General features: G+C 30.6%; 8 protein-coding genes. 2 read left to right on the top strand and 6 right to left on the bottom strand.

The genetic code is table 11. The features are described 5' to 3' along the window. Window positions 1-434 precede the first annotated feature (434 nt). Together F0000_RS23285 and F0000_RS23280 are read left to right on the top strand one after the other, a co-directional pair. Window positions 435-641 carry a hypothetical protein gene (locus F0000_RS23285; protein ID WP_149627128.1) on the top strand — a complete coding sequence of 69 codons (207 nt, stop codon included), beginning with the start codon at window positions 435-437 and terminating at the stop codon, window positions 639-641. 109 nt (window positions 642-750) lie between these two features. After that, entirely contained in the window at window positions 751-1,086 is a 336-nt protein-coding gene (locus F0000_RS23280; RefSeq protein WP_149627127.1) for a hypothetical protein, read from the top strand. 14 nt (window positions 1,087-1,100) lie between these two features. On the opposite strand, the gene F0000_RS23275 is transcribed toward F0000_RS23280, so the two are convergent. The 6 genes from F0000_RS23275 to F0000_RS23250 form a co-directional block, all read right to left on the bottom strand. Beyond that, on the bottom strand, window positions 1,101-2,099 hold the full coding sequence (locus F0000_RS23275) for an IS1595 family transposase (protein WP_149627126.1): 999 nt from the start codon (window positions 2,097-2,099) through the stop codon (window positions 1,101-1,103). A 604-nt stretch (window positions 2,100-2,703) separates the two neighbouring features. Then, the gene (locus F0000_RS23270) at window positions 2,704-3,690 is read right to left on the bottom strand and encodes a type II toxin-antitoxin system HipA family toxin (protein WP_149627125.1); all 987 of its coding nucleotides are present in this window, start codon (window positions 3,688-3,690) and stop codon (window positions 2,704-2,706) included. Next, window positions 3,690-4,016, bottom strand: a complete 327-nt coding sequence (locus F0000_RS23265) for a HipA N-terminal domain-containing protein (RefSeq protein WP_149627124.1) — start codon at window positions 4,014-4,016, stop codon at window positions 3,690-3,692. The genes F0000_RS23270 and F0000_RS23265 overlap by 1 nt, the downstream gene beginning before the upstream one ends. After that, the gene (locus tag F0000_RS23260; protein ID WP_149627123.1) at window positions 4,016-4,231 is read right to left on the bottom strand and encodes a helix-turn-helix domain-containing protein; all 216 of its coding nucleotides are present in this window, start codon (window positions 4,229-4,231) and stop codon (window positions 4,016-4,018) included. The genes F0000_RS23265 and F0000_RS23260 overlap by 1 nt, the downstream gene beginning before the upstream one ends. Window positions 4,232-5,117: 886 nt before the next feature. Beyond that, on the bottom strand, window positions 5,118-5,909 hold the full coding sequence (locus tag F0000_RS23255; RefSeq protein WP_149627122.1) for a restriction endonuclease subunit S: 792 nt from the start codon (window positions 5,907-5,909) through the stop codon (window positions 5,118-5,120). Window positions 5,910-6,135: 226 nt separating this feature from the next. Continuing rightward, window positions 6,136-9,321, bottom strand: a complete 3,186-nt coding sequence (locus F0000_RS23250) for a bifunctional cytochrome P450/NADPH--P450 reductase (protein WP_149627121.1) — start codon at window positions 9,319-9,321, stop codon at window positions 6,136-6,138. Between the last annotated feature and the right edge of the window lie 65 nt (window positions 9,322-9,386).

Raw genomic sequence — 9,386 nt, 5'->3', positions numbered from 1 at the left:
TTTTGCTTTTTCACAGCAAGACTCAACTCTTTTTTTTGATACATAAGTTATAGATTTTAATTATTTCTATTAAATTACGAAATCCAGCAGAAAAAAGTTACCGAAGGTTTAGTTCAACAATAATATATAGTTACCATAGTAACTATATATCTATTATAAAAATCAAGTTACTAAATCATTTTATATTAAGGGGAAATTTCATCATTTTTTTGTATATAAACTTTAAAACCTAATCAAAATAAGAAGAACATTATATTGATTAATCTTTTTGCAAACTTTGACATAGGATTATCCCAAATTTCTTTTAGCATTTTCAGCATTTTTATTTATTACTTTTAACCTTTCATCCATGTAGTTATATTGATATACTTTTTTTACAATAACACATTCAATATAATTGTTATTTTTGGGGAATTATTAATCAAATTATCTTTATGAAAAATATTATCTCAATTTCACTTTTATTGATTTTACCATTCATAAGTTTTTCCTATAAAAAACGTACTTATGAGGGAACTCCTCCTGAAATTACTGTTCAGTTAGAAGCAGTTGCAAAAGAGCTAGGTAAAAATCAAATGATCTCAAGAAAAAGAGAAGAACTGGAATTATTACAAGTGGTTTTAAAAAAATCTGAAGTTTAAACATACTAAGACTTATAAGGATGCTGCATTTGACTATTTAAAATCCCTTTATGATTATGGGAACTTTAAAAAACAATATAATTAATGGATTTATGCTGCATCTCAAAAATTGATTCAGAAGGGGCAGGAAGTCAATTCAGCATTAAGTTATGAGTATATTCTGTTAAAAGCAAAAGTTAATACCAATAGGAATCCAGAAGATGTTAAGGCGTTAAAAATTGTAGAAAAGAAATTTATTGCTCATTCTGATATGTTAGCTTCTATGAAAAAACAGAATTTAACAATGGAAGATATTCAAAATCCTGAAGGGACACTTAAACAACTTAAGGATAAATATGAAAACAAAATCTACAATATGTATGTTGAAAAACGACCTGAAGATAAAACCGTCAATTTTATTGAAGTACGTTTAGCAGATATGTATCATAAGGTGTTGAAGGAGTAAACTATAAAGCTTAGCTAAGTTCTGAAAAGGATATGGTTTACAGCTATATTTTTAAATTCCATCCATGCAGTATTTGATGCAAAAGCTATTGCAGCTACTGTTGTAATTCTAGTAGTTGAGTTTTTAATTTTTTCAAGTACTAAGAACCAATTCAGATAGTTCTGCAAGTATTTAGTAGCTACTCCGTTAAAAGAGGCTAAGAATTTTCTTAATCTCATATCCATATTATTGACATTTTGCACGTGATAGATTTTTTCTACTGCCCGTTGTCCTTTAGAAGCATTAAATTTTTTATGATTAATATCCAAACTCTTTGCAAATGCATTGTAACTTCTGTGGCTATCACTACAGAGCACTTCTACCTTATCTAGTTTTCCTTTTAAGACCTTATCCAAGTCCTTTTTACTAATACGTCCTTTGGTGGCGACCTTAAAATCTTTGTTTCCCGATCTGTCACAAGTAGCAACAACTGCAACTTTCTCATTACTAATACCTCGCTTACCAGCTTTTTCTCCTCGTTTTTTGGCAGGACGATCTAAATTTCGATTCCCTTTCTCAGAATAGGCGAAGAAAAGATCATCACTCTCTACAATGCCCTGAAACTCTTCTACAGATACACTGTCAAAGGAAGTCAATAATTTATGCCGCCAGTCAAAAGATGTTTGAATGGAAATACCCGTCTCTTTTGCGCTTTTACGAATGCTGTACCCTGATAATAGGCAAAACAAATAGCGGGTTATCTTGTCTTTCTTTTTGATATTATACCAGAATTTACCAGTAGTCTCACTAAAATTCTTTCCGCAGCCATTACATAGATAGCGTTGCACTCCTTTGAGTTTACCATTGGCACGAATACGAACATCTTGACAATGAGGGCAAGTAACAACTTTATCTTCTCTAGGTTCAATTAAAGATGAGGACTCAGTAGACATAGCTAGTAAACTAGAAACTATTTCCTGCTGTGTGGAAACATCTGAATTCACGAAAAAATCCTTAAAATCTTCTGGTATCATATCTCTTTACGTTTAAAACAAAGATAATACATATTTAAATTAGAACTTAGCTTAAAGCTTTTGAAAAATAAGATCACTTTTTTTGTTTTAGGAATTATATGTCTAAATAAATCTTGGCTTAAATTGATGATATATATCCTTATAAAACCAAGTAAAGGTTAAAATTACCTAATCGGTGCGTAATTCGGTGCTTATATTTCAAAACAAGTAATCAATATACTGGTTATCAGTGTACTAAAAATTATTGATTAGACCCTCCGACTCCACTGAAATTTGATATCAAATGATATCATTTGCCCGTAAATTAAATGTTTATGGGCTTTTTTAATTTTATTTAATATCATCTGATATCAAATAAAGAGTTAGAATCTGATGAAAATGGTGAGTGATTCGGTGCGTATTTTTAAAAGATAATTTACGCACCGATCAAAGCCGTATTTGCTCATCATTAATCATTAAACCAAGGTTTTTTAAATTTTTAAATCTTTACAGACCCACTCTTAAATAATAGTCTAGTTTTTTGTTGCAAGTCCAGTAATTCAGAATAGACGATACATTTACTGTAACGTTATCTCAATTTTAGTAGCCACGTTACTTAGGGACTTTATTTGCTTAATAATTTTTTCAAACGCGTCTGGTAAGCTTGTATATAATTTCTTTTTGATTTTTCATTGAGATAGGAAGCTTTAATTAGTGTTAATATGTCATCTGAATTTGACGTTAAATCACTGTACACTTTTTCTATTTGTTTTTTGGAAATATCTGCCTGTTCACCTAAAATATAAAATTGCTTGCTGATTTTTCCTTGTGCCAATGATCTTGGTAGCAGGCCATCTTCTAGAGCAAAATCATTATCATCAATATGTAATCTACTATTTAGAAGATCGTAAGCAGGACTTAATCTATAATCTGCCAAAGGGGTTTCTATTAAAGAAAAGTTTTTGTAGTGGGCATCTCCATTAGAAAATAAATAATTAAAAAGTATGAGCTTAAATAACTTAATAGACTCTACCTTATAAGCTGGTGTATAGCGCTCAAGTAATTTAAAAAGCTCTAAATAATTACCAATATATTTAAAATCTTCACCATAGGTTTGCGGTGTCCTGCCACCTAAAGAGGCAAAATCCTCTTGAGCCCATTTACTCCCATCCGCTTTAACATCAAAACGTTTGGTAATGTAAGCAGGTGAACCATTTTTAAAAAAAATTAAAGCATTCTCTGCGGTTTCAATATTAAATACCTGACGTGCTATTTGCATAGTTACATGCTCATTGGCTGGCATTTGATCAGTATTTTTACCTACATTAGGTATTGGTTTTAAAATGTACTGTCCTTGCTCTCCCTCTTGTATTAAGCCTAACTTATTATTTTCTAATAAAACCGAAAATTTTTCTTGCACACCAGAAATTGACATGCGTTTTCGGTTTTCCGTAAACAAGGCATCCGTAATCTCATTCGTTGCAGGTGAATCATAGGGTAAAATTGGACTTACCTTTTTCCCTTTAAAGACACGTCTTAATGCGGTATTGCTATATGTGCTATAACCTGCTGCAAGCGTACCTGGGCAATTAATTAGTTTTAGGTTTTCCATTACACATCCATTTTTATAATTTGAACAGCACCAATAGTATCATATTTTGCAGTAGTCATTAATAATCCGAAATGATCTTTGGTGTCAATACGATTTTCAAAGCAAACGGTTTGCTTATTGGAACCTTCGGGTAACATATTATAAAAAAAAGAAAATAGGAATTTAGACTGATATTCTTGCTGTGCTTTAGGTAAGGTTAAACTAATCGCTGGCTTATCAGTTTCATTAAACCAATGGTCATGATAACGAAATACAAAACTACCATCGTCTAATTGCGTTATCAATCCAGCTGTTTCTTTTTTATATAACACTTCTGCTTGTCTCATTATTTAGCTGTCATATCTTTTATTGTAAATGTCAATTCCATACCCAATGCATTACCAAGCTTATTTAGGGTTTCTAAAGTTGGATTTCCTTTACCACTTTCAAACTGCTTAAGTGTGCGTAAACCTACACCAGAAAGATCTGCAAGCATATCTTGTGTCACGTTTAACATATCCCTACGCGTTTTTATAGTTTCTATTAATTGTTGCGAGTGCATTATATGGCTCTTTTAATGTAAATATACGCAATTTTATCTAAAAAAAACACAATAAGTGCTTTTTAAAGCACTATTCAACTGATTATAATTGCCACAATAATTAAATAACACAAAAAGTGCGTCATAACGCACTTTTTGTGTTATTATATAAAATTGGAAATAATCATGTAGTGTTAATTAAAATAATAAAAGGTGACAATAATATCTGAATCCAGCACATCAATTTTATCATTTTGATACAAATAGATTCCGAAAAACGATCGGAAAATTATTGTGCTTTCATAAGGAACGATCTGCCAGAATTCTTCGCTAGTGAATAGGTAATCTTTAATCAGATGTGTAAGTGAAAAATATTCAAGTAAGTTTATGTCATTTTTCTTCCAGAATTCAAATTCTTCATAAAAGCATGTATAAATTTTATCATCCACAACTGCCACGGAACGTATGATCTTTTCATTAGGTAACTTGTTTAAAGTCCATTGCTCTCCATTATAATGAAGTAGTCCTGAATTGGAGGATAAAAAAATAGGATTATATAAGATTCTTATTAAACATTTAATAATAAAAATAGCTATACCAATGATTAGGGGATGATCACATTTTATTTGTGAATTGAATCTTTAAAAAAAAAGCAGATGCGTAAATAAATTTCGCCTTTAAATGATGATATTTACTGTTGTAAAACCAAGTAAAAGTTAAAATTACATAATCGGTGCGTAATTCGGTGAGTAACTTTCAAAACACCAAAACAATACATTGATTTACAGTAGTTTAAATTTTTTCAGTTAGACCCTCCGACTCCACAAAAAAGCCTTGTATCTATTATTATACAAGGCTTTTAATTTTTAGGTGACAAAATGGGTGACAATTTGAATTAGTTAACGCTTCAAATATCTCTATCGATCTCATAACAAAAAGTCAAAATCTTATAGGAACATTCTAAAAGTGACACCCCACCCCTCTTTATCAAATCGTTTTTCTTTTCACAAGATCTTGGTATAACTACATATACAGTCTCGCATCTATAGCCATATAGTAATCTCCATCGTCCTAACTGAGACACACCTTGTCCGTATGAATAAAAAATTCTTTGCTTATACGCCATCTGAAATAAGTAAAGAAAATACTCTGGATCCACATCGTCTTTTAATTGGCGGAATACTCTATAATCGGGACTTGTAACACCAATTTGTTTAGATATATCAACATATCCTGTCAATAAATCCATATGATTCATAACAAAATCACCTTTTTCTACTATTTGATATTTTGAATAATCCATTGAAAACTGACCCTTATAATTGGTTATATCTTTTACCTTAAGACCTCTCTGGGTTACTGAAAGAACATCATAACCAAGTTCTCCTGATATATTCTTTATGATTTCAAAGACATACCTCATTTTTATTTCGTTCCACTTTTTTGGTATTTTATCAACCCAATCAATGACAGAGTCTTTAACAAGAACATTAGGATTTAAACCTTTCGTTACCAATTCTTTAATAATGGCTTGTCGTTGCTCTTTAAGTTTTATTATTAATTGTTCTTTTTGGGCAATGATGTTTTCAACGAAGTTAGTTTTGTGGTCTAGATAATTTGCTATTTGGGTTTGCTCTTTTAATGGTGGACAAAATAGAATCGTATCCTTCAAAATTCTATTTGTTATACTATACTGCATATTTGTTTATAAAAGTGTTTATCTCTTTTAAATCTTGTACTAAAAAGTTTGAACTTTTTCCCGCCGAGGTCACGAATGAATCACAAAAAAGGTGAATTACAAAGCGAGTTTCAGAAATGAAGCTCGCTTCTTTTTTTGAAACTTGCGAAGTGATTCTTTTTGTGATTATCAAAGCGGAGCTTTTCTGATTTTAGATCCAATAAATAGTATGTATCTCATAATTAGATTACGTCCAAACATCCAATAAGTATTGTTTATTGGCTATTAACTTATTTATATACTCAGGACTAAAAGAATCACGTAATTTTGAAAACTTTATTATTTCATTAATAGTACTTCTAACATTAGGTTCCATTCTTTTTCCATCCCCACATACATAAATCTTTCCCTTCATTTGTATTACCTCTATTATTTCATTAGCATATTCTTTAATTTTATTCTGTATATATTCTTTTTCCCCCTGATTAGGCATTGAAAATGCGGGAATAATTTTTACGATACCTATTTCTTCGTATTTTCTGAGTTCTTCTTTATAAAGAAAATCATAATCAGTGTTTTTGATTCCAAAAAACAAATATGCTTTTCCTAATTTTTTCCCCATATTTTTTAAGTACATACGATTTTGTATAACCCCTCTAAAAGGTGCCAAACCTGTACCATTAGCAATCATAATTATCGGGGATTGAAAATTAATGGGGGATTGAAAAATATTATTTTTTTCAATAAACGCTTTTACTTGATGATTCTTCTTTAGTTGACTTAAATAGTTAGAACAAGTTCCTTTTAGTTCTGATTTTTCATTTTCTGTAAATTTATTATTTAAGGATGCTGTAATCGATAACGAATTTTTTTTTATAGAAGGTGCAGAAGAAATTGAATAATATCGTGGTCGTATAGAGGGCATAAGTAATATAAATTGCTCAAAACTAATTTCACTAGCAGGAAATTCTTCTAATAGATCTAAAAAACTTCTTTTCCCTTTTACAATGTAATCTTCGAATTTCTCCGATTCATTTAATAACAATTCTTTAAGACGTTCTTTTTCTGGAGGACATTTGGTATGTTTTTCTAATAAATTAATTTGTTTAGATGTAGCAACATCTTCTAATTCAATATAATTCATTAACAAATCTGATATTTTTATTGGACTATCAATAGGCAACGTGGTAGTAAAAGGTGATAGTTTTTCAAGCTTTATTATTTTGTTACCATCCAAATGAAAATGATCTAAAACTTTATTAACTAATCTATCCGAATTCTTTGGGTAAATAGCTAGATAATCTCCTATTTGATAACTTGCATTTTCAGGTAATAAAAATTCTATATGCTTGGTAGATCTTTTTGATAGTTCAATTTTTTGTAGCTCTTCTACTGCTTTTACAGATAATGCTATTGTTTTTGAATGTTTATGAGTCATGCTGTAATTAGCTGTAGAATTTTTATTTATGGTTGTTATTTTTATTTTTTTTTCAACTTCTTTTTCTTCAATATCAATTGATGATTTTTTTTGATATATAGCTAACCAAAATTTTTCTGACCAATTTTTGTATTGTGATTCATACCCAGAACTTACATCGCATTCCTCGAGATCGAGTATTTTATTTGCTCCGAATTCTAGAAACTTTTGATGTATTGTTCTAGGCACTTTCTGAAACGTGTTCCAATCCTTGTTGCCGCATCCAAACACTGCATAAGAAACTCCGCCAAAATCATGCTTTTTAGAGGTTATTGATTCAAAAAAAATAGACGCATTGTTGGGAGGGTTTCCATTATAGGTTGAACATATTATTACAACAATTCCTTTTTTGGGTATTTTTTCTTTCCAGTTATCTAAATAGGTAGCTTGTGCATCAAAACCTTTTTGTAAAGCATCATCTAATAACCTAGTAGCTAAATTCTCTGACAATCCCATTTCTGATCCGAACAAGATTCTTAGCGGAGTACCGTGATACTCTTGCTTGTTTTTTATTATTATTTTTGGGATTGGCACATTAGAATTTTTCTGAGTCTCTTGTTTTATGGGTTCTTTATTTTCTTTAAGTTTTAGTTTTATGAAAAAATCTTCTGGTCTAAGTGTGAGTCCGGCTTTTACTTTGAGATTATAGTTTTTATAGTTAATAAGTTTAAACCTACGTATTATCATCGCTAGAACTAATTGCGCTTCAATACTAGCAAATTGACTGCCAAGACAGGCTCTCATTCCACTGCCAAAAGGTTTATAACAATTACTGCTTCGTTTTCTTTCATTTTCCTCTGAAAAATTTTCAGGGTCAAATAAACCAGCATTATCTCCCCAAACTTCAGGGTGTCTATGTAAACTAGTATTTAGCACTAAGATTGATTGATCTTTTTTGACTTTAAACTTTCCTCCTAAGACCACATCTTTATATGGAGCAACTCTATAACTAGGTACTGTAGGTTGAAGACGTAATGTTTCTTTTAATATTTGATTGAGATACTTTAGCTTGATGATATCTTCATATTTAGGATTGATCGATGGATCTGTGCCTAAGACACTATTCACTTCCTTTACAGCTTTTCGTAAAACTTCTGGATTCTTTAAAATGTAATATAACGCAAACGATAATAATCCTCCTGTTGTCTCATGCCCTGCGATTAAAAGCGTGATTATTTGATATCGAATATTCTCATCACTTAGTTTTTCACCTGTCAATTTATCCTTACCTTTCAGCATTAAACTCAAAAAATCACTTTTCTGTTCTTTATCTCGATTCGATTTCCTTTTGGTTATTACGTTATCAACAATTTTGTTTAATGCTATTATACTCCCGCGCAGTCTTTTTTTTGCTGAAAAATTTAGCTTATTTATAATTGGTAATCGATATATGCTTGCAGAAATTTCTTCAAGACAAACATTCATGTGATTGATAAATGGATGGGGGTTTTCTCTTTTGAAAGAATTGAATCTATAATCAAAACCACATAACCCAATAACATCCAAGGTCAATCGAGTCATATCCTCTGGTACACATAAAGGCGATTCATTTTTTGCAGTTTGTTCCCATTTTTTGATTAATTGGTTGGTAATTTCGAGCATTGCCGGAAAATACGATTTCATAGCAGATGACCCAAAACCAGGTAATAATATATTGTGAGCTTTTTCCCAATTTGGCTCTTGATCATATGCTGTAAATAATCCATCTCCCGCAAGTTTTCTTAATGTTTCTGTACCTCCTACAATTTTTTTGTAAAATAATTTATCATCAGATAACTCATTTATAATTGAAGGGTCACCAGTAAACAGTAAATGATTCTTTAATACTTTCATTTCAAAAATAGGACCGTATTGTTCACTAAATTTGCTGAGTCTTTTAATAGGTTCTTTTCCTAATATCTGATGAAGATTACCTATGATCGGTTTCCTGGGAGGATGTGGGATATTATTTTTCATTACACTAACAGTTTTAAGGTTATAAATTATGCTTTTTGATAAGGATCTATCACTAGGCTATTTAT

Origin of the sequence: Aquimarina sp. RZ0 (assembly GCF_008370685.1) — a bacterium.
Classification (GTDB): Bacteria; Bacteroidota; Bacteroidia; order Flavobacteriales; family Flavobacteriaceae; genus Aquimarina.
The sequence above is the reverse complement of the archived record's forward strand: the minus strand, read 5'-3'. Positions and strand labels throughout refer to the sequence as shown.